The organism is Aeromonas sp. 603757 (assembly GCF_049171255.1).
In the GTDB taxonomy this organism is placed as follows: Bacteria; Pseudomonadota; Gammaproteobacteria; order Enterobacterales; family Aeromonadaceae; genus Aeromonas; species Aeromonas veronii_A.
This window is the reverse complement of record NZ_JAAKOE010000026.1, coordinates 32,915-57,187: the sequence shown is the minus strand read 5'-3', so window position 1 is coordinate 57,187 and position 24,273 is coordinate 32,915. Positions and strand designations below refer to the sequence as shown.

Genomic DNA, 24,273 nt, shown 5'->3' with positions numbered 1-24,273 from the left:
CCAGACACCAGACACCAGACACCAGACACCAGACACCAGACACCAGACACCAGACACCAGACACCAGACACCAGACAGCTGGCGCTGTGCTGCGGGATGACTTTATGCCCGCGCAGGCCAGATGAGCCGAAGGAACCGCAGAGTTCCCCATATATCAACGACATGAGAACAACGTGAATCAATCAACCTTCGCAAGCCGGGTTCTGGAGTGGTATGAGCTTCATGGCCGCAAAACCTTGCCTTGGCAGCAGGAGAAGACCCCTTACCGGGTCTGGGTCTCGGAGATCATGCTGCAGCAGACCCAAGTCGCTACCGTGATTCCCTATTACCAGCGTTTTATGGCGCGCTTCCCCGATGTGGTGGCGCTGGCCGATGCCCCTGTCGACGAGGTGCTGCACCACTGGACCGGGCTTGGCTACTACGCCCGGGCCCGCAACCTGCACAAGGCGGCCCAGCAGATCCGCGATCACCACCACGGTCTCTTTCCCGAGCGCTTTGACGAGGTGATGGCGCTGCCGGGGATTGGCCGCTCAACCGCCGGGGCCGTGCTGTCGCTCTCTCTGGGTCAGCCCCACGCCATCCTTGATGGCAACGTGAAGCGGGTACTCACCCGCTGGCTGGCGCTGCCGGGCTGGCCCGGCCAAAAACAGGTGGAGAACGAGCTGTGGGAGATCGCCATCCGGCTCACTCCCAAACTGGGCGTGGCGCAATACAATCAGGCGATGATGGATATCGGGGCGACAATCTGCACCCGCAGCAAGCCTGCCTGTGATCGCTGTCCGGTGCGGGCCGATTGCCAGGGGCTGTCGCAAGGCAAGCCTACCGCTTATCCCAACAGTAAGCCCAAGAAGAGCATTCCGGCTCGCGATGGCATCATGCTGCTGATCCGCCATGGTGATGAGCTGCTGCTGGAGAAGCGGCCGCCGCAGGGGATCTGGGGCGGGCTCTACTGCTTCCCGCAGGTGGCCTCGCTGGCGGAGGTGGATGGTCTGCTGGAATCCCTCGGCCTGAGCCATCACGGTTATCGTGAACTGGCCGGTTTTCGCCATACTTTCAGCCACTTCCATCTCGATATTCAGCCGTTGCTGATTGACATTGATGAGGCGCAGCCGCTGCGGCTCATGGAAGCAGATAACCGACTCTGGTATAACTTACGCCATCCTGCCGAGGTGGGGCTGGCGGCTGCCACGGCCCGTCTCCTCGCCTATCCAGAGTTACAACCATAGAGGTCAACATGAGCCGTACTGTATTTTGCCAACGCCTGAAAAAAGAGGGCCCTGGTCTGGATTTCCAACTCTATCCCGGTGAGCTCGGCAAGCGGATTTTTGACAACATCAGCAAGGAAGCCTGGGCCGAGTGGCAGAAGAAGCAGGTGATGCTGATCAACGAGAAAAAGCTCAACATGATGAATCTTGAGCATCGCCAACTGCTGGAAAAAGAGATGGTCAGCTACCTGTTTGATGCAGGTGAAGTGCAGATCGAAGGTTACACCCCGCCTGCCCAGTAAGCTCTCCGGCTGTTGTACGTGTGAACAGGTGCGGGAATGGCGCCACACTGGCGTGACCGCTTCTGAAGTCGCAGCAAATGAATGATGGGCAGCTCTGCTGCCCGGTTTGAGGATCCTATGGGCCGAATTTTTTGGCTGCTGTGCACCCTGCTGTTTCTCTCTGCCTGCTCATCCTCCCCCAAGCCCAGCGGGAGTGAGGATGACGATCTGGTCAACGGCAAGGACATCCGCGGTTTTGAACACATGATCAGCGCGCTCTCCCATAACGTGAACGAGATATGGGGGCGGGAGGCGCTGTTTGCGGGCAAGTTTGACTACGTCAAATACACGGATCAGTACAAGAGCCGGGCCCATATCGACTTCTCCAGCGGTCACATCATGGTGGAGACGGTCTCGGGCATCGATCCCCGCGCTCACCTGCGTCGCGCCATTATCGAGACCCTGCTGACGCCGGACGATCCGGCCGAAGTGGATCTTTACTCCGATCGGGAAATTCTGACCGGCGGCGAGCCTTTCCTCTATGGTCAGGTGCTGGACAATCAGCGCCAGCCAATCCGCGCCTCCTGGCGCGCCGAGCGTTATGCCGATTACCTGCTCAACACGGCGATGAAGAAGCGCACTCTGGGGATTCGCACCATCTTCTTCGTCGATATTCCCATGGTGGCCAACCATGAAGATCGACGGGGCTACAAGTATGCGGGGATCATCCGGGAAGCGTCGCGCAAATACGGCGTGCCGGAGAGCCTGATCTATGCGGTGATCAAGACCGAGAGCAGCTTCAACCCCTATGCGGTGAGCCATGCCAACGCTTATGGCCTGATGCAGGTGATCCCGGCTACCGCCGGTCGTGACGTCTATGTTCGGGTCAAGGGCAAGAACGGCCAGCCGACTCGGGAGGAGCTGTTCAATCCGGCCTACAACATCGATGTCGGTACCGCCTACCTGCACCTGTTGCAGACCGTCTATCTGGCGGATATTCAGGATCCGCGCTCCCGTCGCTATGCGGTGATCTCCGCCTATAACGGTGGTGCGGGCGGGGTACTCAATACCTTCTCCAGCGATCGCAAGGCGGCGCCGGGCCGGATCAACCGGCTCTCCCCCGAGGCGGTATATCAGGTGTTGACCGAGCAACATCCCAAAGAGGAGGCGCGCCGTTACCTCTACAAAGTCAATCAGGCCGAGAAGGGATTCAAGAGAGCTTTTTCTAGTCGGGCCGGTTAAGCTGTGACGCTGGGTTAACCATGCAAAAGGGCGCTTGATATCAAGCGCCCTTTTAACGTCTGGCCAGTTCGTCGTTGAAGTGGCCTTATTTGGCGATAAAGCCGCCCTTGGTCTGCGGGGCCGCGCCCACTTTCTCCAGGGTTTTCACTTCCACTTCGGTTTTGTTCCAGCTGTGGTCCACTTCACCACGGATGCGGATCTGATCATCCGGGCCCACTTCGGTGCCGCGCCACACATCCTGATCCACTTCGACCTCCACCTCACCGCTGGCATCACGGAACAGATAATTCTCGCCGCCCAGGTGCTTGACCAGTTTCCCTTCCAGGGTGGTCCAGCTGTCATCGGCCAGATCTTTCAGTTGAGCAACGGAAACCTTGTTCTGCTCCTGCGGGCCGGTATAGGCCGCCATGGCAAAAGAGGAGACAGACATCAGGGTCAACAGTCCGATTACGCTTGCGCTTGCCTTGTTCATTTCATACTCCTGTCGTTGGTATGAGGGCATTGTGCCGGGGGGGGCGTGAAACAAGCGTGAAAGAAATAGGCTGGTGTGATTGTCTGTTTTGTGAGCGCAAGCGATTTCATCGGTGGCGGAACATGTGTGATTTCATCTGGAACTGTAATCTGTCGCCTTCACCAGAAGTCAGTGGCAGCAGACTCTTCCCATGCCTGTCGCCACTCGAGGAGAAGTCCGCAGGTCTCACCTGCTTAATCGAAGAGCATAACAATATGAAAAAATGGCTTGTTTGTTTATTGGGGTTAATGGCATTGACCGCGCAAGCGGCAGAAGGACGCCAACCTTTTTCCCGGGTTGTGATGTTTGGTGACAGCCTCTCCGACACCGGCAAGATGTACAAAAAGATGCGGGGGTATCTCCCCTCCAGCCCACCCTACTTCAACGGGCGCTTCAGCAACGGCCCGGTGTGGCTGGAGCAGTTGGGTGACGAGCGTTTCCCCGGTCTGGTCGTGGCCAACGAGGCGGAAGGCGGTGCAACCGCGGTGGCCTATAACCATCTGGGCGCCCTGAACGGCTGGCTCGGTTTCTGGTCCTGGGATCCCAAATATCAGGTGATCAATAATCTCGATTACGAGATCGATCAGTTCCTGAAAAAGGACAAGTTCCGCCCCGATGATCTGGTGGTGATCTGGGTCGGTGCCAACGACTATCTGGCCTATGGCTGGAACACCGAGCGGGATGCGGATCGGGTGATCGATACCATCCGGCTGGCATCCAACCGGTTGGTGCTCAACGGCGCGCAGCAGATCCTGCTGTTCAACATTCCTGATCTGGGGCAGACCCCGTCAGCCCGCAGCATGAAGGTGGTGGAGAAGGTGCGCCATGTGGCCAGCTACCACAACCAGAAGTTGCAGAACCTCACTCGCGAGCTGGCTCCCCTTGGCATCGTGAAGCTGTTCGAAGTGGACAAGCAGTTTGACGAGATGATGCGCGATCCCCAGCAGTTTGGTCTGAGTGACACTGAGCACGCCTGCTACGGTGGTGGCTATATGTGGAAGCCGTTCTCCGGCAGCGCCGCCGAGGTGGCTGCGACCCCGGCTTTGAGTGTCTCCGAAAGAGTGGCTATTGCCGGTAACCCGATCCTGGCGCAGGCGGTGGTGAGCGGGCAGGCAAAAGGGCGAGCAGCGACTCTCAACTGCGATGAGCATATGTTCTGGGATCAGGTGCATCCGACCAAGACGGTGCACAAGGTATTGAGCCAGCGTGTTGCTGACTTTATCGATCAGCACTACGAGTTTGTTCGTCACTGATATCGCTTCGGGCCAGCATGTTGCTGGCCTTTTTTCCCTTTCAGCCCTCATCTGTGCGTCTTTTTGCGTCACATTCAGTTCAAATAACAAACGTTTGTTGCTGTTTTTGTAACGTGGTTGCGTTAGAGTGTTTTTTGTTAATTGATATCAGTGACTTGAAAATAGGCTAACGTTTATCTGCAGTGATCGCTTTTGGGCGATTGCGCCTAGAAGACGAGTTGATATCAATCAACCTCCTCCTACACAAAGTTGCAGAGGCTCAGATATGAAAAAATCATTGATTACCTTGCTGGTTACCGGCTTGCTGGCGGCCAATGCCCAGGCGGCCGGTCAGGACAACACCTGGTATGGTGGTGCCAAACTGGGTTGGTCCAACTTCTACGGCATTGATGAAAGCAATGCCCTGACGCTTGGCAATGAGACCAACGATGCCCTGGGTGCGGGTGTGTTCGGCGGCTATCAGATCAACAAAAATCTGGGGCTGGAGCTGGGTTACGACTACCTGGGCAATTACAAATACGATGCGACTACGGCGGCAGGCGCTTTCAGTGATGAAGTGAAAGCACAGCTGGCCCAACTGACCCTGAAACTGGGTTTCCCGGTTACCGATAATCTGGATCTGTATGGTCGTGTCGGTGGCGGTTATGGCTGGGCTGATACCAAGAGCGATCTCTACAAGGATGACAGCCGCTTTGTCATGGTCGGTGCTCTGGGTGCCGAGTATGCGTTTAACCTCGACTGGGCTGCTCGCCTAGAGTACCAGTACACCACCCCGTATGGCAGCCGTGATGATACCGGCCTGAGAATGGATAACGGCTTGCTGTCGTTGGCAGCGGTTTATCGCTTTGGTCAGGTTGCCCCCGTGGCACCCGCTCCGGCACCAGCCCCGGCTCCCGAGCCTGTGATGGTCGAGAAGCAGTTCACCCTGAGCTCTGATGTGCTGTTTGACTTCAACAAGGCGACCCTCAAGCCAGAGGCCAGTCAGGCTCTGGATAGCCTCTACAGCCAGATTGAAGAGGCTCGACCCAAAGATGGCGTGGCAACCGTAATTGGTCACACCGACCGTATCGGTTCCGATGCCTACAACCAGAAACTCTCTGAGCAGCGTGCCCAGACCGTCGCCAACTATCTGGTTGGTAAAGGGATCCCGGCCGCCAAGATCAATGTGGAAGGGCGTGGTAAATCCTCACCGGTTACCGGCGACAGCTGCGTCAGCAAGTCCAAGCGTGAGCTGATCGTCTGCCTGGCTCCGGATCGCCGTGTTGATGTGAAAGTCGAAGGTGTCAGCGAGGTGCAGGAGTAATCTTTCACACTGAGCAGCTCTCCACAGGGGCTGGAATTAACAGCCCCTGTTGGAGCAAGAGAGGCCAAAAAGCCAGTCAGTTGAGCTGACTGGCTTTTTACATTGGCATTGCGGTCGGACAGAGGACAAATCAGGAAGGGAGCGGCATCACCCGGTTGCGCCCCAGCTCCTTGGCCTTGTAGAGCAGCTTGTCGGTACGTTCGACCAGACAGTCTGCACTCTCCTGACCGTTGAACTCGCCCACGCCAAACGAGGCGGTGATGTGGTCGATGCGGCGGCCAGATTTGCGATCCAGAATCGACATCCGCTCTATGGAACGGCGCATGCTCTCTGCCATTTGCCTAGCCAGTGCCAGCGAGCGATGGGGAACCAGCATGGCAAACTCTTCCCCACCCAGCCGATAGGCGGTGACCCCCTCCTTGCAGGCATCGCGCAGCCGTTTGCTGAAGGCACGCAGCACCTGATCGCCGAGCAGGTGACCGTACTCGTCGTTGAAATTTTTGAACCGATCGATATCGGCGAGGATCAGTGAAAAGGGGTGCTGACTGCGGATCAACCCCTCCAGCTCCAGATCGAAGGCGCGGCGGTTGAGCAGGTTGGTGAGTGCATCCTCGTTGGCCAGTTTGCGGGTTTCGTTGAGCGCGGCACGCAGCTCCTTGATCTCCTTCTCGGCATTGCTGAGCTGGCTGCGAAAGTGCATGGTGGACATGCGTACATCCCGCGATTCGCGCACCAAGTCTCGCAAGATGCCCATGGTATCTTCCAGGCTCAGCCCCTCATCGTCGATCTTACTTAACTTGTCGAAGCTCTTGTCGAGCATCTCCTGAAACATACCGGTATCGGAGATGGCATCCTGCATGGAGTGGCCGAGCTCGTTGGCCATGGCTGCAAGGTTGAGCTTCATCGCCTCCATCTGCTGTTCGTCCTGCGCAGCCAGATATTGGTGATAGAGGCGCTCGCAGGTAGTGAGCGAGCAGGTTCCCTGCAGTTTGATGGCTTGATCGATCGCCTGGTTGAGTTCGGGCATGCTGGCCGAGACATAGTTGTACCACAGGTGGTAGTTGTCCGGCGTCGTGGGGATTTGGTACTTGATCATCAGGGGAACTGCCTGTTTGAGATAGGCGGCGGATTGGGCAAATGTGTCCTTACTCATGAGTTCTGTGTCTCATCATGCCAGCGAACTGAAGATAGTATGACAGAGAGATTGGCCAAAAGGCAGCCGATGGATGCCATTCGCCCCCCCCTCCGATATAATGGCACCGTTACCACCTACCCTAAGGCCTGCTTATGTCTCAAAAAGATCCTTTCCTCGAACGCGAGGCCGAAAAATACGATAACCCCATCGCCAGTCGCGAGTTGATCCTGGAACTCATCAAGGGCCATGAAAAGCCCATGTCCCGTGAAGAGTTGGCCAAGGTCCTCAAGCTGAAAGATGAAGAGCCGTTGGAAGCCTTGCGTCGTCGTCTGCGCGCCATGGAGCGTGATGGACAACTGGTATTCACTCGCAACCAATGTTATGCCCTGCCGGATCGCCTGAATCTGGTCAAAGGTTATGTAATCGGCCACAAGGATGGCTTCGGTTTTCTGCGTCCGGAAGGTGGTGGTCCGGATCTGTATCTGAACAACCGAGAGATGCAACGCCTGATGCATGGCGATTACGTGCTGGTACAGCCGACCGAGATTGACCGCAAGGGTCGTCAGGAAGCGCGTCTGGTGCGCCTGCTCAAGTCCCGTGAGGCTGACATTGTCGGCCGTTACTTCGTCGAGAATGGTGTTGGTTTCGTGGTGCCGGATGACAGCCGTATCGGCCAGGACATCATCATCCCGGAAGGGGAAAACAAAGGGGCTCGCCAAAGCCAGGTCGTGGTTGTGCGCATCAATCAGCGCGCTACCTCCCGCATCAATGCCGTCGGCACCGTACTGGAAGTGCTGGGCGAGAACATGGCGCCGGGCATGGAGATCGAAATTGCCCTGCGTACCCACGGTATCCCGCACACCTGGCCGGAAGAGGTGACCAAAGAGGTTGCCGGTCTCGGTGAGCAGGTGCCGGAGAAAGCCAAAGAGGGCCGCATCGACCTGCGCGCCCTGCCGCTGGTGACCATCGACGGGGAAGACGCCCGTGACTTCGATGACGCCGTCTTCTGTGAAGCCAAACGCGGTGGTGGCTGGCGTCTGTGGGTTGCCATTGCTGACGTCTCCGCTTACGTGAAGCCCGGCACGGCGCTGGATGCCGAAGCCTATCAGCGCGGCAACTCCGTCTACTTCCCCGAGTTCGTGGTGCCCATGCTGCCGGAGGTGCTCTCCAACGGCTTGTGTTCCCTGAACCCGCAAGTAGACCGCCTCTGCATGGTGTGCGAGATGACTATCTCCGCCGCTGGTCGCATGTCCGGCTACAAGTTCTACGAAGCGGTAATGAACTCTCACGCCCGTCTCACCTACACCAAGGTTGCCGCGATCCTCGATGGCGATCCCAAGCTGCGCCAGCAGTATGATCCGCTGGTGGGCCATATCGAGGAGCTCAACAACCTCTACAAGGCGCTCAAGCATGCCCGCCATCAGCGTGGCGCGGTGGAGTTCGAGAGCGAGGAGACCCGCTTCATCTTCAACGCCCAGCGCAAGATCGACCGCATTGTGCCGCTGGTGCGCAACGACGCCCACAAGATCATCGAAGAGTGCATGATCCAGGCGAACGTGGCTGCCGCCCGCTACATCGAGAAGAACGAAGCTGCCGCCCTGTTCCGGGTACACGATCGTCCGGGTGAAGAGCGTCTGACCGGTTTCCGTGACTTCCTGGCCGAACTGGGTCTGGAGCTCAAAGGTGGCCTCGAGCCCGAGCCGAAAGACTTTGCCGAGCTGGCCGCCAAGTTTGAGGGGCGCCCGGATGCGGAGCTGCTCTCCACCATGCTGCTGCGCTCCATGCGTCAGGCCATCTATCAGGCTGACAACATCGGTCACTTCGGTCTGGCCCTGAAGTCCTACGCGCATTTCACCTCGCCAATCCGTCGCTATCCCGACCTGATCCTGCACCGGGCGATCAAGTATCAGACCGCCAAGGAGCAGCAGGGCAATCTGCGCCACAAGTGGACCCCGAGCGGTGGTTATCACTACCAGCTGGAAGAAGTGGACCCGATGGGCGAGCACTGCTCCATGACCGAGCGCCGTGCCGACGATGCGACCCGCGACGTGGCCGACTGGCTCAAGTGCGAGTACATGCTGGATCACGTGGGTGACGAGTTTGACGGCGTTATCGCCAGCGTCACCGGCTTTGGTTTCTTCGTCCGTCTGGCGGAGATCCACATCGACGGTCTGGTGCACGTCAGCACCCTCACCAACGACTACTACCAGTTTGATCCCCTGCACATGCAGCTGATTGGCGAGAACTTCCGCCGTCGCTACCGTCTGGGTGACAAGGTGCGGGTCAAGGTGATGGGCGTGAACCTGGATGATCGCAAGATCGACTTCCTGATGGTGGAAGAGCCGCTCAAGGCCACCGGCAAGAACGCCAAAGAGATGGCGCGCAAACAGGCCGAGATCAAGAAAGAGAAGGCCAAGAGCGCCCAGCGCCACGAAAAACGTAAAGAGGGCAAGGATCACGGCAAATCCGATAAGGGTGGCCGCGCCAAACCGAGCAACAGACGACCGAGCAAAAAGGCTCGCGATAAGGCCAAGAGCACTAAATGAGTACTGAACTGATCTACGGCATTCACGCTGTATCCGCGCTGCTGGAGCGCACTCCCGAGCGCTTCATCGAAGTGTGGGCCCTCAAGGGGCGGGATGACGACCGGCTGCAACCTCTGCTGGCCGAGCTGGAATCCCTCGGTCTCAAGGTGCAGAGCGTGAACCGCAAGACCCTTGATGACAAGGCGGAAGGCAACAATCACCAGGGTATCATGGCCCGGGTGAAAGAGGCGCCGAAGCTGGCCGAGCACGATCTGGCCAGCCTGCTGGACGAGCTGGCGGCACAACAGAGCCAGCCCTTCCTGCTGGTGCTGGATGGCGTTACTGACCCGCACAACCTCGGCGCCTGCCTGCGCAGCGCCGATGCTGCCGGGGCTCATGCTGTCATCGTGCCGCGGGACAAGGCCACGGGTCTCACCCCGATCGTGCGCAAGGTTGCCTGTGGCGCCGCCGAACTGGTGCCGCTCATTCAGGTCACCAACCTGGCCCGCACCCTGCGCGAATTGCAGGAGCGCGGCGTCTGGATTGTCGGCACCGCTGGCGAGGCCGATCACGACCTCTATCAGGCCAAACTGACCGGCCCGATGGCGCTGGTGATGGGTGCCGAAGGTAAAGGTATGCGTCGCCTGACCCGCGAGCACTGCGACGAGCTGGTGAGCATCCCGATGGCAGGGGCGGTATCCAGCCTCAACGTCTCGGTGGCAACCGGCGTCTGCCTGTTTGAAGCCGTGCGTCAGCGCCGCGGTTAATCATGCTGACTGACAGACCCCCCTTCGATTGGGCGCAGGTCGCAGATAAAGAGGAGGCCGCGCGCCTCCTCTCTTTTGCCCGCCCGCTGACCCTCAGCCCGAAAAGCTGCCTCTGGCATACTGGCGACAGCCCGGATCTGCTGGTCAGGGTGGAGCAGGGGTTGCTGCGGGCCAAGTTGGTGCTGGAAGATGGCCGCGAGTACATCAAGGAGTTCTACTGGGAGGGGGACGAGTTTCTCGACTTCCACCACCTGCTCAGTGGCGAGCCAGCCCGCTACAGCGTGGAGGCGCTGGAGCCCTGCCGTCTGCAGCTGTTCAGTCTGGCCGACTTGCGCCAGTTGCCCGGCTGGCCGCGCTGGTACCAGCACCTGCTGGAGGTGCAGCTGCGCATCAAGGAGGAGAAGGAGCAGTTGCTGCTGACCGGTAGCCCGCAGGCGCGTTATCAGCACTTTCTCGACAGCTTTCCCGCACTCGATGCCAGAGTGCCCGACCACCAGATCGCCGCCTATCTTGGCATTACTCCCATCAGCCTGAGCCGCATTCGCAAACGGCTGAAAGAACTTAACAAAGGTTAATGCAGGGCGCTGGCGCCACGATTATGCTGGCAGGCCGAACTGATAAGGAGTTGCCGATGAACTGGATCCTGAAACCCTGGTCTGAACTGACCACTGACGAGTTGTATGAGTTGCTGGCGCTGCGGGCCGAGGTGTTCGTGGTGGAGCAGACCTGCCCCTTTCAGGATCTGGACGGGCTCGATCGCCGCGATGGGGTCTGGCACCTGCTCGGCTATCAGGGCGACCAGCTTGCTGCTTACGCGCGGATTATGGCGCCCGGCATCGGCGATGAGAGCAGTGCCGCCATCGGCCGGGTGGTGACCTCACCCAAGGCGCGCGGCGGTGGTCTTGGTCATAAGCTGATCGGCGAGGCGGTCAAGGCGTGCGAGGCGCGCTGGCCGACTCACAGTATTTGGCTGGGGGCGCAGGCCCATCTGCAAGGCTTCTACGGCCAACACGGTTTTGTGGCGGAAGGGGAAGGCTATCTCGAAGATGATATCCCCCATATGGGGATGCGCAGAGTGGCGGCATAACCACTCGTCAGAGTGATTCAGAATGCAGAAGGGCCATCCCGCGGGATGGCCCTTCTCTTTATCGCCAGGCGATCACTTCTTCTTTTTCTTCTTGGCGGACTTCTTCTTGTCGACCGGCTTTTTCTTCTTCACCGGTACCCGCGCTTCCTTGTGTTTCGGGCGCAGCTCGTCGATCACCCGGCGCTTGAGGCGCTCCTCGGTGTAGCGTTCGATCTTGGCGACCATCGCCATGTCGTGGGCTTCCACCAGGCTGATGGCACAGCCACGGTTGCCAGCGCGGCCGGTACGGCCGATCCGGTGGACGTAGACATCGGCGCCGTAGGGCATGTCGTAGTTGATGACATGGCTGACGTTCGGCAGATCGATGCCGCGTGCGGCGACGTCGGTGGCGATCAGGAAGGGCACTTCCCCTTCGTGGAACTTGCGGATCGACTCGATACGCTTGCTCTGCTCCATCTCGCCACGGATCCAGGCGCAGGAGATACCTGCAGCCTGCAGCTGGCCGGAGAGCTCCGCCAGACGCTCGCGAGTCTTGACGAAGATGATGGCTTTCTGGGTTTCCGGATCTTTCAGGATATGGGTCAGCAGCGCCAGTTTGTGGGCGGCGTCATCGGCCAGATGGATCCACTGGGTGATGGGGCGACGTTCGCTGCGGGGCGGTTCGGCATGCAGCTCCACCGGATCCTTGAGGATCTCGTTGGCGAACTTCTCAAGGCCGGCCCCTTCCAGGGTGGCGGAGAACAGCATGGTGTGCTTGCGGTAGCGCGCTTCGGCCACGATGCGGTTCACATCCTTGATAAAGCCCATGTCCAGCATGCGGTCCGCTTCGTCCAGCACCAGCACCTCGATGTCGTGGCTCTCGAACTCCTCTTTCTCGATGTACTCGAGCAGACGGCCCGGGGTTGCCACCACTATGTCGGTGGTTTTGGTCAGGGCAGGCAGCTGCTCTTCATGGCTGACGCCGCCGATGATGGTCTCGATGCTGAGGTTGGTGTGAGCCGCCAGCGCCTTGGCGTGGGCGGTCACTTGCAGCGCCAGCTCACGGGTCGGGGTCAGGATCAGCATGCGGCAGGGGCCCGGCTTGCGGCGCGGGAAGTCCAGCAGGTGCTGGAGTGCCGGCAGCAGGAAAGAGGCGGTCTTGCCGGTACCGGTCGGTGCGGATGCCAGAATATCGCGGCCGTCCAGGGCTGGCTCCAGCACCATCTGCTGGATGGTGGTGGGGCGGGTGAATCCCATCTCGGCCAAGGCCCGGTTGAGGGCTGGGTGCAGGTCGAAATCATCAAAGGACTGGCTCATGGCAATACTCGGTCATTAAGGAAACGGCAGATTATAGGCGATTATCTCGTCGGCTCCTATTGGTGAGTGTGTCTTAGCCGCTATAATCGCCCACCATTTTTGCAGATGACGGGGGCCAGATGGGACGTAGTCGCGGATTTACCTTCAAACAGTTCCATATCAATCACGATCGCTGCGCCATGAAGGTGGGTACCGATGGCATTTTGCTCGGTGCCTGGGCGCCGGTCGAACAGGCGCGTCGAGTGCTCGATATCGGCACCGGCAGCGGCCTGATCGCCCTGATGCTGGCCCAGCGCAGCAGATCTGACTGCCGTCTTGATGCGGTCGAACTGGATATTAATGCGGCCAGCCAGGCGCGGGAGAATGCGGCTGCCTCTCCCTGGGCCGATCGGGTGACCGTCATAGAGAGTGCCATTCAGGATTATCAGGCAGCCCCTTACGATCTTGTCGTCTCCAACCCTCCCTATTTCGTGGCAGGCCAGTCATTTAGCGATCCGGCGCGGGCGTTGGCCCGCCATACCGGAGCCCTCGACAGCCACGCATTACTGGCGGCCTGCGATCGTTTGCTGAGCCCGAACGGGCAGGTGGCGCTGGTGCTGCCGACGGCGATGGCCGATGAAATTTTATGCATTTCGGCGAATTATGATCTGCATGGCATTTGTTATACAGCTGTTATCACCAGAGAGGGTAAAGAGGCAAATCGTGTTTTATTGCTACTTGGCAGAGGATTAAACAGGTGTGAGAGGGGTGAAATTGTGATCCATTCTGCTGATGGGGCCTATTCCGACAGATATATCCAACTGACCAACCCCTTCTATTTGAAGATGTAAATTTCGTCTTGAACTATTTTTTCACGCCATTATGCTGGTTCCAGATCGAGCGCCCGCTCCAGACCAGCTAAAACCACTGGTTGCGATGAAAAAACATGCGGGGCTCTTTTTTTATACCCCCTGAACACACCCGGTCAGCGACCGATAAAAACTATAACAAGCAATAATTTACAAGACAGACGAGGTTGAACTTGACGAAATCACTCACATTGTCCGATGTACTCGGATTAGGGTTTATGACCTTCGCCTTCTACCTGGGCGCCGGTAACATCATTTTCCCGCCGTTGGCCGGTTACATGGCTGGTGAGCACCTCTCCCTGGCGATGTTTGGCTTCCTGGTCACTGCCGTGGGCCTGCCTCTGGTGACCATTCTGGCCGTTGCGAAAGCCGGTAACGGCTGGGCTGGCATGACCAAGCTGCTGCCTGCCGGTGTCGCGACTGCGCTGGCCGTTGCCATCTACATCATCATCGGCCCGGCCTTTGCCGCGCCCCGTACCGGTCTGGTTGCCTACGAGATGGGCCTCAAGCCGTTCATCGGTGACATGGGTCAGGTTGGTCTTGCTGCCTATACCGTGATCTTCTTTGGTGTGGCCATTCTAGTCTCCATGAACCAGGGCAAGCTGATGGACGCCATCGGCAAATACCTGACTCCGGTACTGATGCTGCTGCTGCTGACTCTGGCGGTCGGGGTATTCGTAGCACCGCAAGGCTCCATGCCTGATGCGTCCGGTGACTATCAGAACAGCCCCTTCGTCAAAGGGATCCTGGAAGGCTACAACACCATGGACACCCTGGCGTCCCTGATGTTTGGTGCTCTGATCGTCGACCTGCTGCGCCAGAAAGGCATCAACGATTACAAGAGCCAGTTCAAGTATCTGGCCATTGCCGGCCTCATCTCTGCCGTTGGTCTGAGCGTGGTGTACGTCTCCCTGTTCCAGCTGGGCAACACTGCAGCCGGTGTGGCGACCGATGTGAGCAACGGTGGCGCCATCGTCAACGCTTACGTACTGAGCCTGTTTGGTCAGCCGGGTCAGTTCATTCTGGCGGCCATCATCACTCTGGCGTGCTTTACCACTGCAGTCGGTCTGATCTCCGCCTGTTCCGATTTCTTCCACAATCTGACCGGCATGGCTTACAAGAAGCTGGTGGTGTTGCTGGGCGTTATCTGTGCCGTGGTGGCCAACGTGGGCCTGAGCCAGCTGATCAGCCTCTCCATTCCGGTGCTGGTTGCCATCTATCCGGTTGCCGTGGCGCTGGTACTGGTCACCTTCCTGAAGGGTTACTTCGGCCGTCCCCGTCTGGTGTTCCGTGGCGTGTTGATGGTTGCCTTCCTGTTCGGTTGCCTGGATGGTCTGGGTGCTGCCGGCATGAAGATGGATGCGTTCGCCTTCCTGCCGCTGTTCGACAAGGGCCTCGCCTGGCTGATGCCGACCCTGCTGGCCTGCGTAGTTGGCATGATGGTGCGTCCGACCGAGATGGCTGCCGAAGCTGCCTGATCACGCCCGATGTGATATTGCCAAGAGCAAGAGCCTGCCCCGTGCAGGCTCTTTTGTTTTCTGTGAGCTTCGTTTCTCGCCTCGCTTTACACTGCCGTAGTTGTCACCGTTCGCAGATAGCATCTGAGCAGCCGTATTTGGCCGCTATAACCTGTTCCCCCCTTCTTACCTCCCATACGCCACGTGTGACACCTGTTTATGGAACGCCGAGTTGTTCGGCGATTAATTCCGCAGCAGTAAATTGTTTCAAGATATTAATTGGTGATTGAGATCGAACTCTTCTTCTTTATGCTAAAGGTGGTGCGCCTCATCCGGTCCGAGGGCCGTGTGGGGGCGAGAGGTATTGTTACCGGTTATCTGCCAGGCAGTGGGTGCAATCAATAACAAGCTGATAAGGCAGATGAGGTTGAGTTTGACGAAATCATTGAAGTTGTCCGACGTATTCGGATTGGGGTTTATGACGTTTGCCTTCTATCTGGGGGCTGGCAATATCATTTTTCCGCCGCTGGCCGGTTTTATGGCTGGTGAGCATCTGCTGGCCGCCATGTGCGGCTTTTTGCTGACGGCAGTGGGCTTGCCGCTGATCACCCTGATTGCGGTGGCCAAGGGGAGTTCGGGGGGCGGCGCGAGTGGCTGGACCGGAATGACCCGCTATCTGCCCGCCGGGGTGGCGACGGCGCTGGCCATCGTCATCTATATCATCATGGGGCCCGCCTTTGCCATTCCCCGCACCGGTCTGGTCGCCTACGAGATGGGGCTCAAGCCCTGGCTCGGCGATGCCGGTCATGAGGGGCTGCTGATCTACACCCTGAGTTTCTTTGCGCTGGTGATCCTGGTGGCGCTCGATCGGGGCAAACTGCTCGATGCGGTCGGCAAGTATCTGACCCCAGCCCTGATGGCGATGCTGCTTATTCTGGCGGTCGGGGTCTTTATGACGCCGCAGGGCACCATGCCTGATGCCAGCGGTGAGTACATAGATGCAGCCCTGACCAAGGGGATGCTGGAGGGGTACAACACCATGGATACCTTGGCCTCCCTGATGTTTGGCGCCCTGATCATCGGGTTGCTGCGCCAGAAGGGGATTGAGGATTATCGCAGCCAGTTCAAATATCTGACCATTGCGGGCTTGATCTCGGCGGTCGGGTTGTCGGCGGTGTATGTCTCACTCTTTCAGCTGGGCAACAGCGCCGGTGGGGTGGCGAGCGATATCAGCAATGGCGGCGCTATCGTCAATGCCTACGTCCTGAGCCTGTTTGGCCAACCGGGTCAGTTTATTCTGGCTGCCATCATCACCCTGGCCTGTTTTACCAGTGCGGTCGGCCTGCTCTGTGCCGGTGCTGACTACTTCCATGGCCTGACAGGTTGGGCCTATCGCAACTGGGTGATGCTGCTGGGGGCGCTCTGTGCACTGGTGGCCAATGTGGGATTGAGCGAATTGATCGGCCTCTCCATCCCGGTGCTGGTGGCCATTTATCCGGTCGCCATCGCGCTGGTGCTGCTCACCTTCCTCAAGGGGTGGTTTGCCCATCCACGGCGGGTGTTTCGCGGCGTGCTGGCGGTCGCCTTTCTGTTTGGCTGTCTGGATGGGCTGCGAGCTGCCGGTATGAAGATGGATGCGTTTGCTTTCCTGCCGCTGTTCGACAATGGCCTTGCCTGGCTGATGCCGACCCTGCTGGCTTGCGTGGTAGGGATGGTGGTTCGCCCGCCCGAGAAGCTGGCTGCCGAGGCGGCTTGATTCAGAAACAACGAGATAGCAAGGAGGCCAGCATCTGCTGGCCTCTTCTGTTTCTGCCGGATCCGTTACCGGATCAGATTTGCGGGCCTGACGGCTTGGGTTTACCCTCCAGACCATACCAGTGGGTTTCCACCCGTCCGGCATGCCACTCGAAGGTGCCCCAAGGCTGCTTGGTCTCCCAGCGCGGGAAGTTGATGAGTACCCGGTTATCCTCGTATTTGTAGAGGGAGGTGCTGATCTGAATGTCCGATAGGATCAACAGCAGGGCCCAGCAGATGAAAATCCATTTCAATGCTTTCCACATAGGATTACTCGAAGCAGATTTCGATGGTGGCGCGACCGAAATCGGATTCGAACGGCATCATAATCTTGGTGCCATCGGCACGGTGGGTGATGGTGTGGTTGGGGCCTGAGACGATGATGGGGGTCGCCATGTCAAACTCGTAGCCCTTCTCACCCAGCATCCGCTTGGCACCGCCGGTCACCATGTTGGTGATTTCACCGACCATGTCGGTCACCTCTTCGTTGATGGAGGCGGGCGCTTCCCCCAGCATACGGCGCATGATCTCCAGCGCCAGCCCCTTCTCGAAGCTGATGGAGAGGGAACCACGGGTCTGCGGGCCGACCATGCCGATCAGGCCGGAGACGTCGCCGCGCGCCAACTCATCCATCTTGCGTTTCGGTTTGCCCGGTTTGAGTTCCAGCTGTGCCATGGTCGAGAGCACATTGAGCAGGGATAGCAGGAACGGATTTACAAAATCAGCCTTCATGATGACTTCCTACAGTGGGCGTACAACGGGCACATTGGCCATGTGCCTCTATCGTCTTATTGGTAATAGTAAAACCATGCAAGTGGGCCTGCTCGGAAAACGCGCTATCGATCGCCGAGTCGTGAAGCTCGACCACATCACCGCACTCATCGCAGATCAGTAGCTGCATCGGGTGAGCGTGATCGAAGTGGCAGCAGAAGATAAACGCGTTGAGAGATTCCACCTTGTGAGCAAAACCCTGCTCGAGCAAAAAATCGAGTGCCCGATAGACGGTTGGCGGCTTGGCATTGGCTTCGGTTTGTTGCAGCTGGGCTAACAAATCATAGGCGCTGATGGCGTTGCCGTGTGCCGCCAGCAGGCGAAATACCTGACGTCGGGTCGGGGTGAAGCGGATCCCTCGCTGTATACAGAGTCGCTCGGCTCGTTGTAAAAGTTGGTCTTGATTCATGATCACGCAGATACCCTTTCTATTAGCCGGATACTATCACAGGGCCTCGCATGGCGCGGCGACAAAATTCATTTTCTGGGGCTGCTTCACGTTGTGATAAAATCCGCCCCTTTCTTTAGCCAACCCGGATGATTTTTATGCAGGCGCAGCGTTTTTCCATCGCCCCCATGCTGGACTGGACTGATCGGCATTGCCGTTACTTTCATCGACTGATGAGTCGCCAGACCTTGCTTTATACCGAAATGGTGACCACCGGCGCCATCATCCATGGCAAGGGGGATTATCTGGGTTACAGCGAGCAGGAGCACCCCATTTCCCTGCAGCTGGGGGGCAGCAATCCGGCCGATCTGGCGCGCTGTGCCAAGCTGGCCGAGGAGCGCGGCTATGACGAGGTGAACATCAACGTCGGTTGCCCCTCCGATCGGGTGCAGAACGGCCGCTTTGGCGCCTGCCTGATGGGCGAACCGGCGCTGGTGGCTGACTGCGTCAAGGCGATGCGCGATGTAGTCGATATTCCGGTGACGGTGAAGACTCGTATCGGTATCGATGATCAGGACTCCTACGAATTTCTGCAGGCCTTTATCGAGCAGGTGCGCGATGCCGGTTGCGATACCTTTATCGTCCATGCCCGCAAGGCGTGGTTGAGTGGTCTGAGCCCCAAGGAGAACCGCGAGATCCCGCCCCTCGATTATCCTCGGGTCTATCGGGTCAAGCAGGATTACCCGGAGCTCACCATTGCCCTCAACGGCGGCGTCATCTCCATGGAGCAGACCCTTGAGCACCTGCAACACGTTGATGGTGTTATGATGGGGCGTGAAGCCTATCAGAACCCCTACATTCTGGCGCAGGTAGACAACCTGGTGTTCGGCCAGAACAGTGCTGTGCCGAGCCGCCATGAAGTGGTTCGGATGATGCTGCCCTATATCGAGCAGGAGCTGGCCAAGGGCAACTACCTCTCCCATATGACCCGCCACATGCTGGGGCTGTTCCAGAACATGCAGGGGGCTCGCGCCTGGCGCCGTCACCTGAGCGAGAACGCCTGCAAACCGGGCGCCGGTATTCAGGTGGTGCTGGATGCCATGGCCAAGGTGCCGGAGTTTGCCAGCAGCGAGACGGCCGAATAAGCCGCTTTGTCAGGGCAAGAACCACAAAAAGCGCGTCAATCGACGCGCTTTTGGTTTTTCTGGTCAGGGTCACCCTGATGTGTTGTCAGAAGCCGTACTGTAGTCGTGTATCTCTCCGGGGCGCGGAGTAAAACGTGGATCGCCATCTTTGTATTCACGAACAAGCTGCATGGTCTTGCAGAAGCTGGCCTGCTTGTCGTACTCCTGCCGGGCAAGATCGATGGCCCGCTCGGCCCGGCGCCGCTCCATCTTGTCAGACTTGCGATCGCTGAACTGTTGCTGCTGATGCAGCATCCAGCCGACAAACTCTTGCTGGCATTGGGATTCGCGATTGGCCTGCGCAGGCAGGGTCCACAACAACGAGAGCAGTATCAGGTAGCGCATGACTGACTGGGGATTGAAGATTAATTGAACAGAAGGGGCGGCATTTTAGGCTGGAAATCATGGTGTGAACAGTATCAATAGCGAGGCCCTGCGGGGCCTCGCATCGTTGTGGCCGGTGTCAGTGTTTGATCAGATAGAGCTGGCGGCTGTAGGCCACATCCTCCGGGTTGTTGATGGGGTAGCCCTTGAGCCATGGCTTGATGAGTCGGGCATTGGTGTACTGATAGATGGGGGCGATGGGGGCTTGATCCAGCAGGATCGCCTCCGCCTCGCCAAACAGCTTGCTGCGGCTGGCGGCATCCTGAGTGCTGGCAGCCTCTGCCAGCAGCTGGTCATAACGGGCATTGGCAAAGCCTGCCATATTGCCGCTGTGACGGGAGCCCCACAGGCCGAGGAACGCTGACGGGTCGTTGTAGTCGGCGACCCAGGATGAGCGGATCACCTCGAACTGACCGCTCTGGCGGCTGTCAAGATAGGTTTTCCACTCCTGATTGGTCAGCTCGACCTCGGCGCCCAGCTTCTGCTTCCACATGCTGGCAATCGCCAGTGCCATCTTCTTGTGAATTTCCGCGGTGTTGTAGAGCAGGGTCAGCTTGAGCGGCTTGTCCGGGCCGTAACCGGCCTCCTTGAGCAGGGCCTTGGCCTTGCTGTCCAGCGCCGGCTGGCTGCTGGTGGAGAGCAAGTTGGCGGCCGGGGTAAAGCTGGCGGTCACATCCGGAGTGAAGTGATAAGCCGGTTTCTCGCCAGTGCCGAGCACCTTGTCGGCGATCAGGGCGCGGTCGATGGTGTAGGAGAGCGCCTTGCGCACCCGCACATCGTTCAGTGGTGCCTGACGGGTATTGAAGGCGTAGTAGTAGGTACCGAGCTGATCCGGGGTGTAGACCTCATTCGGGATCTGCTGCTTCAGCTTGTCGTACTGCTCCTTGGGGAAGGATTCTGTGATATGCAGGTCGCCCGCCAGATAGCGGTTGGTGGCCGCGCTCTCCTGATTGATAGGCATGAAGATCACCTTGGTCAATACGGTATGGGCCCGATCCCAGTAATAAGGGTTGGGGGTCAGCTCCAGCTTCTCGTTGACCACCCGGTTGTTCAGCACAAAGGCACCGTTGCCCACCAGTTTGCCGGGTTGGGTCCACTGGTTGCCGTACTGCTCGATGCTGGCCTGATGGAGCGGCGACAGGCTGGGGTGGCTCAGCAGGTTCAGGAAGTAGGGCACCGGCTGGGAGAGGGTCACTTGCAGGGTGTGATCATCGAGGGCCTTGACCCCCAGCTCGCTGGCAGGCAATTTGCCAGCCACGATCTCGTCCACCTTGTCGAAACGGGCCAGTTGGGCAAACCAGGCGAAGGTGGCCGCCTCTTTCGGGTCGACCAGCTTGCGCCAGCCGTAGACGAAGTCGCCGGCCTTGACCGGATCGCCGTTGGACCAGCGCGCATCCGGGCGCAGATGGAAGGTAAAGAACTGGTTGCCCTTGTTCTCCCAGCTGGCCGCCACCCCAGCAACCGGTTTGCCATCCGGCCCCTGGGTCAGCAGCCCCTCGAACAGATCCCGCAGTACCTGCAACTCCGGCAGGCCGACCAGCTTGAGCGGGCTCAGGCTCGCAGGTTCATCCTTTAGGTGGCGAACGACAATCTGCTCGGCGGCGAGTTGTGTTCCGGCGGGAATATCGGCTGCCTGGACAGCAGCACAGCCCAGCAGGGCCAGCAAGGGGGTCCATCCTTTCATGGGTCGGATCCTTCAAATAGTGTGAAGCGGGGAGAAAACTCGGCGAGAAAATATCGCCGACAGATGGGAAATCATGATATCCCGTTTGCTGGTCTGACCGCCAGCATTCGACTCTCACTCCCAATCGGGGTAGCAGAGCGTTCCCGGCGTCTGTGCAGTTCAATGTGGTGAGGAGTGTCAAACGATGAAAGCATGGTTATTGCTGGCCTGTGTGTTGAGCCAGAGTGCCTGGGCGTTGGCCCCGTGCCAGAGCGACACGACGGTGGGCAACTGGTGCGAGATCGGCATCGATGCCTTGCACCCGACCCAGGGGGGCGTCGGCCAGATCCAGGTTGATGAGACCCAGGCCACATTGGCGGGCATGAGCGCAAAGCAGCTCGACAAGTTGATGAAAAAGAAAGAGATCCCCGTGGTGATTGCACCGGATGGCAGCTACTGGCTGGTGGACAGGCACCATCTCACCAAGGCGTTGTGGCAGCAGGGCGTCAAGGATGCGCGGGTCAAGGTGATTGGCCGTCTGCAGGACAAAGCCAACTTCTGGAGCCAGATGCAGAACAACCACTGGGCCTGGCTCAAGGATGAGAAGGGGCAGCCGCTGACCCCGGAGCAGTTGCCGACCAGTATCGACAAGCTGCCTGATTACCCCTATCGCACCCTGGCCGGACTGCTGCAGGATGCGGGCTACTTTCGCAAGGACAAACAGGTCTATTTCGTCGAGTTTGCCTGGGCCAGCTGGCTCGGCAAGCAGATGCAGTGGATGCCTGTCGATAACTCCAATCTGACCGCCCGCCTGCAACAGGCCAAACGGCTCGCCTGCGGCAGCGATGCCAGTGACTTGCCCGGTTATCCCGGCAAGCAGTGCAGCCTCAACCAGTCCAAAAGCGCGCAGTGAGTGGATGTGCGATGACGGCATCCAGAGCATGCCGGAGATAAAAGAGGGCGACCCCAGGGTCGCCCTTATGCTGTCAGCTACTGGTTAGCGGTGGTCACTCATGGCGCACCGCCCAGTGGGCAGCCGCCTGTTCAAGCAGGGCGACGTCACCTTGCTGGATCAGCGCTAGCAGATCGTTGACCTGTTGATCCCGCCAATCCCACCAAGCGAGGGCCTGTAGCCGGGCAATTTCCTCCTCGCCAAAGCGCATTCGCACCACCCTGGCCGGGGTGCCCGCCACCATGGCATAGGGTGGTACATCCTGATTGACCAGCGAACGGGCGGCGATGATGGCGCCGTCGCCGATGGTGACGCCGGGCATGATCATCGCCTCCATGCCGATCCAGACATCGTTGCCGATGCGGGTATCGCCAGCGGGGCGGTAGCTGCGCTTGAGCGCCGCCAGATCGGCGAACGGATAGGTGCTGATGAAGGCCGTGTTGTGGGTGTGGTTGCCGCCCATGATGATCTTTACCCCAGCGGCAATTTGCACATAGTCGCCGATATGGAGCCGGTCGATATGCCAGAGCGGCTCCCAGCCGGTTTCCGGGCTGCGGCTGAAGGGATCGCCATGGAGGTAGCGCACCGCCACCTCTTCGAAGGGGCCATCCCAGGCACCCGAGTAGTAGCTGTGCTGCCCTTTGAGGCAGATATTGGGGTTGGTCACCGTCAGGTGCAGGTATTCGACCTGCGACCAGTGTTGGCAGGTGTTCATGCTGGTACTCCTTTGCTGAATGGATCGGATGGGTTGCGTTCGCTTGAGCGCAGCTAATAGATCCAGACCAGCATGCGGGGCACGCAGAGCAGGGAGCAGCCCAGCATCTGCGGGAGGCGAGGTCGCATTGTGGTGTGCTCCAAAGAAGAGGGAAGGGCGCGATCATAAGGTCGGGCGCCGGGTTTGCCAAGGTTGCGCAGAGATCCTGCACTAACCCTCTGGTTGATATTTATTCTCAATTAGCCATGATAACACTCCCACCATGACGGACTCGGGAGAGCGAGATGACACCGCAAAGTTGGCAACGATACATGCTGGAGGCGGAGCGTGCCTGGCAGGCCGGTTCGCTGGGGGCGGCTATCTGCTTTTATCAGCAGGCGCTGGGGGATGTTTACGAGATGACCCAGGTCGAGTTGACGGAGTTGGCCACCATGCGGGTCGCCACCTGTCACCGGCTGGCCGATTTCTGGCGGGCGATGGATGAGCCGACTTACGAGCTGCGCTACCTGAAGCTCGCCTCCGAGCTGGTGACTGCACTGGTACCACAGTGCCCCAACCGGGAGTGCGAAGCGCTGATCAGCGAACTGGGTTGCTGTCGCGGCGCCCTGCTCGCCTTTCTCAAGCGTCACCCCAATCCCGAGATTGCCCGGCTGATCCAGCTACAGGACAAGGTACAGGGCTGCGAGCTGATCGGCCGCTTTCGCCTCAACTGACCGGGGTTGAGCGATAACTTAACTCCGTCGCTTGAGCTTCTGGGCAATGCGTTGCTGTGCCTCTTCCCCTTGCAGTGCCTGCGCGAAGGCGCGCGCCTCCAGATCGATGACAAAGTGCACCGCCTGTTTAAGCTCCTGCTTGAGCAGCGCCTTGCTCTTTTGCAGCGCCCTGGGCGGTTTGGCCGCCAGCTTCAGCCCCTGCTCGCGGGCAAAGGAAAGCAATCCATCGGCCGCCACCACCTTGTTGGCAAGCCCGAGCCGCAGCGACTCCTCGGCATCGATTGCCTCGGCCAGCAACAACAGCTCGGCTGCCTTGAGATGCCCCACCAGACGTGGCAGCAGCAGGCTGGAGGCAAACTCCGGCACCAGCCCCAGCTCGACGAAAGGAAGCTGCAAGCGGGCGTTATCCCCCAGATAGACCAGATCGCAGTGCAGCAGGATGGTGGTGCCAATCCCCACTGCCGGGCCCGCAACAGCGGCGATCACAGGTTTGGGGAAATCGGCCAGGGTGTGGAGGAACTGCAAGATGGGGTCATCGGGCTCCAGCGAGCTCTTGCCCATAAAGTCGGCCAGATCATTGCCCGCGGTAAAGCAGTCGTGCTGCCCCTGCAACAGCAGGACATGCACCTCCTCATCGACCGCCGCCTCTCGCAGCGCTGCCACCAGTTGCCGGTACAGTTCGGTATTGAGGGCGTTGCGCTTGTCGGGGCGATGGAGGGTCAGGGTGAGCAAGCCATCCTGCCGCTCGGCAATGAGAATGGGGGCCATGTCTAAATCCTTGTTATTGAAAGGTGCACAA

General features: G+C 58.9%; 25 protein-coding genes. 15 read left to right on the top strand and 10 right to left on the bottom strand.

What is annotated here, in order from left to right; all coding sequences use genetic code 11:
• The first annotated feature begins 173 nt into the window (after nt 1-173).
• The 3 genes from mutY (at nt 174) to mltC (ending at nt 2,728) form a co-directional block, all read left to right on the top strand.
• A complete protein-coding gene (gene mutY, locus G5332_RS19145; RefSeq protein ID WP_374811379.1) occupies nt 174-1,226 on the top strand; it encodes an A/G-specific adenine glycosylase in 1,053 nt (350 codons plus the stop codon).
• A gap of 8 nt (nt 1,227-1,234) precedes the next feature.
• Entirely contained in the window at nt 1,235-1,507 is a 273-nt protein-coding gene (locus G5332_RS19140) for an oxidative damage protection protein (protein ID WP_005335828.1), read from the top strand.
• A gap of 117 nt (nt 1,508-1,624) precedes the next feature.
• Nucleotides 1,625-2,728 (top strand): membrane-bound lytic murein transglycosylase MltC, encoded by a 1,104-nt coding sequence (gene mltC, locus G5332_RS19135; protein WP_031227922.1) that lies wholly within the window; start codon nt 1,625-1,627, stop codon nt 2,726-2,728.
• Between the two features lie 85 nt (nt 2,729-2,813).
• Here mltC and G5332_RS19130 read toward each other — a convergent pair whose 3' ends face one another.
• On the bottom strand, nt 2,814-3,200 hold the full coding sequence (locus G5332_RS19130; protein WP_421311545.1) for a YgiW/YdeI family stress tolerance OB fold protein: 387 nt from the start codon (nt 3,198-3,200) through the stop codon (nt 2,814-2,816).
• Nucleotides 3,201-3,454: 254 nt separating this feature from the next.
• On the opposite strand from G5332_RS19130, the gene G5332_RS19125 reads away from it, so the two are divergent.
• Entirely contained in the window at nt 3,455-4,492 is a 1,038-nt protein-coding gene (locus G5332_RS19125; protein ID WP_421249629.1) for an SGNH/GDSL hydrolase family protein, read from the top strand.
• Nucleotides 4,493-4,757: 265 nt separating this feature from the next.
• A complete protein-coding gene (gene ompA, locus G5332_RS19120) occupies nt 4,758-5,795 on the top strand; it encodes a porin OmpA (RefSeq protein WP_227341426.1) in 1,038 nt (345 codons plus the stop codon).
• A gap of 130 nt (nt 5,796-5,925) precedes the next feature.
• On the opposite strand, the gene G5332_RS19115 is transcribed toward ompA, so the two are convergent.
• On the bottom strand, nt 5,926-6,948 hold the full coding sequence (locus G5332_RS19115) for a GGDEF domain-containing protein (protein WP_005343157.1): 1,023 nt from the start codon (nt 6,946-6,948) through the stop codon (nt 5,926-5,928).
• 134 nt (nt 6,949-7,082) lie between these two features.
• On the opposite strand from G5332_RS19115, the gene rnr reads away from it, so the two are divergent.
• The 4 genes from rnr to G5332_RS19095 are packed head-to-tail and all read left to right on the top strand — an operon-like array spanning nt 7,083 to nt 11,309.
• Entirely contained in the window at nt 7,083-9,476 is a 2,394-nt protein-coding gene (rnr, locus tag G5332_RS19110) for a ribonuclease R (RefSeq protein WP_421249627.1), read from the top strand.
• Nucleotides 9,473-10,222 carry a 23S rRNA (guanosine(2251)-2'-O)-methyltransferase RlmB gene (gene rlmB, locus G5332_RS19105; protein WP_421249626.1) on the top strand — a complete coding sequence of 250 codons (750 nt, stop codon included), beginning with the start codon at nt 9,473-9,475 and terminating at the stop codon, nt 10,220-10,222. The genes rnr and rlmB overlap by 4 nt, the downstream gene beginning before the upstream one ends.
• Nucleotides 10,223-10,224: 2 nt before the next feature.
• Nucleotides 10,225-10,797, top strand: coding sequence for a Crp/Fnr family transcriptional regulator (locus G5332_RS19100; RefSeq protein ID WP_201938658.1), 573 nt, complete (start codon nt 10,225-10,227; stop codon nt 10,795-10,797).
• A 56-nt stretch (nt 10,798-10,853) separates the two neighbouring features.
• Entirely contained in the window at nt 10,854-11,309 is a 456-nt protein-coding gene (locus G5332_RS19095) for a GNAT family N-acetyltransferase (protein WP_421249625.1), read from the top strand.
• Nucleotides 11,310-11,381: 72 nt separating this feature from the next.
• Here the strand turns inward: G5332_RS19095 and srmB are convergent, their stop codons facing one another.
• The gene (srmB, locus tag G5332_RS19090; RefSeq protein ID WP_005343175.1) at nt 11,382-12,605 is read right to left on the bottom strand and encodes an ATP-dependent RNA helicase SrmB; all 1,224 of its coding nucleotides are present in this window, start codon (nt 12,603-12,605) and stop codon (nt 11,382-11,384) included.
• A 119-nt stretch (nt 12,606-12,724) separates the two neighbouring features.
• Between srmB and G5332_RS19085 the strand changes: the two genes are divergently transcribed.
• The 3 genes from G5332_RS19085 to brnQ (G5332_RS19075) all read left to right on the top strand — a co-directional run bounded on the left by G5332_RS19085 (nt 12,725) and on the right by brnQ (G5332_RS19075) (nt 16,666).
• On the top strand, nt 12,725-13,435 hold the full coding sequence (locus G5332_RS19085; RefSeq protein ID WP_139408756.1) for a tRNA1(Val) (adenine(37)-N6)-methyltransferase: 711 nt from the start codon (nt 12,725-12,727) through the stop codon (nt 13,433-13,435).
• A 191-nt stretch (nt 13,436-13,626) separates the two neighbouring features.
• Nucleotides 13,627-14,931 (top strand): branched-chain amino acid transport system II carrier protein, encoded by a 1,305-nt coding sequence (brnQ, locus tag G5332_RS19080; protein WP_270905671.1) that lies wholly within the window; start codon nt 13,627-13,629, stop codon nt 14,929-14,931.
• Nucleotides 14,932-15,388: 457 nt separating this feature from the next.
• Complete coding sequence (brnQ, locus tag G5332_RS19075; protein WP_254204564.1) at nt 15,389-16,666, top strand: branched-chain amino acid transport system II carrier protein; 1,278 nt, start codon at nt 15,389-15,391, stop codon at nt 16,664-16,666.
• Between the two features lie 73 nt (nt 16,667-16,739).
• Here the strand turns inward: brnQ (G5332_RS19075) and G5332_RS19070 are convergent, their stop codons facing one another.
• Genes G5332_RS19070 through zur form a run of 3 tightly spaced genes read right to left on the bottom strand, consistent with a single transcriptional unit; the run spans nt 16,740 to nt 17,884 of the window.
• Nucleotides 16,740-16,970: a hypothetical protein gene (locus G5332_RS19070; protein WP_157161479.1), complete on the bottom strand. Its 231-nt coding sequence runs from the start codon at nt 16,968-16,970 to the stop codon at nt 16,740-16,742.
• A gap of 4 nt (nt 16,971-16,974) precedes the next feature.
• Nucleotides 16,975-17,436, bottom strand: coding sequence for a chemotaxis protein CheX (locus G5332_RS19065; protein WP_005343179.1), 462 nt, complete (start codon nt 17,434-17,436; stop codon nt 16,975-16,977).
• A complete protein-coding gene (zur, locus tag G5332_RS19060) occupies nt 17,426-17,884 on the bottom strand; it encodes a zinc uptake transcriptional repressor Zur (protein WP_160882369.1) in 459 nt (152 codons plus the stop codon). The genes G5332_RS19065 and zur overlap by 11 nt, the downstream gene beginning before the upstream one ends.
• Nucleotides 17,885-18,021: 137 nt before the next feature.
• Between zur and dusA the strand changes: the two genes are divergently transcribed.
• Complete coding sequence (gene dusA / locus G5332_RS19055; RefSeq protein ID WP_421259384.1) at nt 18,022-19,008, top strand: tRNA dihydrouridine(20/20a) synthase DusA; 987 nt, start codon at nt 18,022-18,024, stop codon at nt 19,006-19,008.
• Between the two features lie 69 nt (nt 19,009-19,077).
• Here dusA and G5332_RS19050 read toward each other — a convergent pair whose 3' ends face one another.
• Together G5332_RS19050 and G5332_RS19045 are read right to left on the bottom strand one after the other, a co-directional pair.
• A complete protein-coding gene (locus G5332_RS19050) occupies nt 19,078-19,392 on the bottom strand; it encodes a hypothetical protein (protein WP_421230976.1) in 315 nt (104 codons plus the stop codon).
• Between the two features lie 118 nt (nt 19,393-19,510).
• Entirely contained in the window at nt 19,511-21,115 is a 1,605-nt protein-coding gene (locus G5332_RS19045; RefSeq protein WP_421311543.1) for a peptide ABC transporter substrate-binding protein, read from the bottom strand.
• Between the two features lie 184 nt (nt 21,116-21,299).
• On the opposite strand from G5332_RS19045, the gene G5332_RS19040 reads away from it, so the two are divergent.
• Nucleotides 21,300-22,007, top strand: a complete 708-nt coding sequence (locus G5332_RS19040) for a ParB-like protein (protein WP_421311542.1) — start codon at nt 21,300-21,302, stop codon at nt 22,005-22,007.
• A gap of 94 nt (nt 22,008-22,101) precedes the next feature.
• Here G5332_RS19040 and G5332_RS19035 read toward each other — a convergent pair whose 3' ends face one another.
• On the bottom strand, nt 22,102-22,761 hold the full coding sequence (locus tag G5332_RS19035) for a CatB-related O-acetyltransferase (protein WP_157161483.1): 660 nt from the start codon (nt 22,759-22,761) through the stop codon (nt 22,102-22,104).
• 284 nt (nt 22,762-23,045) lie between these two features.
• Between G5332_RS19035 and G5332_RS19030 the strand changes: the two genes are divergently transcribed.
• Nucleotides 23,046-23,474 carry a DUF2753 family protein gene (locus G5332_RS19030; RefSeq protein WP_005335785.1) on the top strand — a complete coding sequence of 143 codons (429 nt, stop codon included), beginning with the start codon at nt 23,046-23,048 and terminating at the stop codon, nt 23,472-23,474.
• Between the two features lie 18 nt (nt 23,475-23,492).
• On the opposite strand, the gene G5332_RS19025 is transcribed toward G5332_RS19030, so the two are convergent.
• Nucleotides 23,493-24,242, bottom strand: a complete 750-nt coding sequence (locus tag G5332_RS19025; RefSeq protein WP_216960808.1) for an enoyl-CoA hydratase-related protein — start codon at nt 24,240-24,242, stop codon at nt 23,493-23,495.
• Nucleotides 24,243-24,273: the final 31 nt, after the last annotated feature.